The 1,777-nt window shown below is 72.7% G+C and carries 1 protein-coding gene; it reads left to right on the top strand.

The window, feature by feature from the left end:
- On the top strand, window positions 1-1,777 hold a 1,777-nt coding region (locus AC5RV2_RS17650; protein ID WP_494093409.1), incomplete at both ends, for an ATP-binding protein.

The raw sequence follows: 1,777 nt of genomic DNA, 5'->3' as shown, positions 1-1,777 counted from the left end.
AGTGCCGCCCGTGCCGACGGCCGCGTGCACTGGCCGCTGCAACCGCTGGACCGCCAGGCCGTGGCGGAGTGGACGGCAAGCCGCAGGCCCGCCGCGGACCACGACGTGGCGGCGCGCATCCACGCGGCGGCGGGGGGAACGCCGTTCTATGTCCACGAGCTCCTGGAGGGCGGCACCGGCCCAACTCTCGATACCGCCGCAATCGGCAAGGCCCAGGCGGAAGCCGCCGTCCTTCAAGACCGCCTCGACCGGCTCTCGGCGACCGAGCGCGCTGTGCTGGACGCCGTCGTCGTCCTGGGGGAGGACGCGAGCCACCAGCTCCTGGCGCGCATGACGGGGTTGCCGGCAGCGGGCCTGACCCCGGTGCTGAAACGCCTTGCCGCCGCGCGGTTCCTGAGCGCCCTGCGTCCCCGCCCGCGGATCCAGCACGCCCTGGTGGCCGAAGCGGTGCTCGCCTCGCTGGAGCCCGAACGGCAGGCCGAACTGCACGGCCGGGCGGCGGCCGCCCTGATCGCACAGGGCAGCGAGAGCGCCGTGGTGGCGGGCCACCTCCTGGCGACCGTACCGGGCGCGGACCCTGCCTCGGCCGAGATCCTGCTCGATGCCGCCGGGGGAGCCCGTCGGATCGGCGCGGCGGAGTTCGCCGTCCGACTCATCGAACGGGCCATGGCGGAGAAAGGGCTGACACAGGAGCTGCAGCGCCGGATCGTGATTGAAGCGTCGCTGGCCCATCAGGCCGCCGGCCACCTCCCGCGGGCGGAGGTCCTGGGACGACGGGCGCTGGCCATGACCCGCGGCACCCGGGCGCGCGTCGAGCTGCTGCTGGAGTTCGCCGAGGCCCGGTATTCGATCAACCGGATCGAGGAAAGTGCGCGTTACTACAGCCAGGCCCTGAACGAATTGGACAACGACGGCGACCCGCACACCGAGCTCAGGCGGCGGGTGGTTGCGCTGGCGACAGGGGCGGGGTTCCAGCAGCTGCAGTTCTCGGCGGAGTACCGCCAGGAGCTGGCGAGCATCCTGGCGCAGGACCCGGCGCACGACGGCCCGAGCGACCGGCTGCTGCTGGTGCAGGAGGCGCTGCGGCTGACCGTGACCGGAATCGATGCCAAACGCAGCGGGGAACTGGCCCTGCGGGCGTGCGCCGGCGGAAAGCTGCTGGCGGAGGTCGGCGCGGAGTCGAACATCATCAACTACGCAACCGGTGCGCTCAACGGCTCGGAACAGGACGCCGCGGCCCTCGAGTTGCTGGACGCGGCCATCGCGGAGGCACGGGCCAACTCCTCGCCGATGGCGAACGCCACCTTGACCTACTGCCGCGGCGCCATCCACTTGAACCGGGGGCGGCTGCGGCTGGCCCAGATGGACCTGGAAACGAGCATGCAGGCGGCGGACACCGGCTGGCGGACGTACCTGGAGGTAGCCTGCGTGACGCTGGCCGAAATCTACCTTGCCCGGGACGACCTGGCCGCCGCCGACGCCCTGCTCAAACGGGTCCCGCTGGCGGAAGAACGCGTGCCGCTGGTCCAGGCGATGGCGCTCCAGCTGCACGGAGTGGTGGCCGCCGGACACGGCGACCACCAGCTGGCGCTCGAGTACTTCGCCACCGCCATGGACCTCGGCGCCGGCCTGGGCCCGACACTGAACCTGTGGACGCGCAGCGCCATCGAATCCGCCGCCCGTGCCGGGCAGGCCGAATACGCCGCCGCGGTTGCCGCCGAGCTGCTCCAGGACGTCCGCTCCTTCGGCGCCCCGCGCCTGACCGGCGCGGTGCTGC

It is taken from the genome of Arthrobacter sp. Y3225116 (genome assembly GCF_059091245.1).
This window is presented reverse-complemented; position numbering and strand designations above follow the sequence as displayed.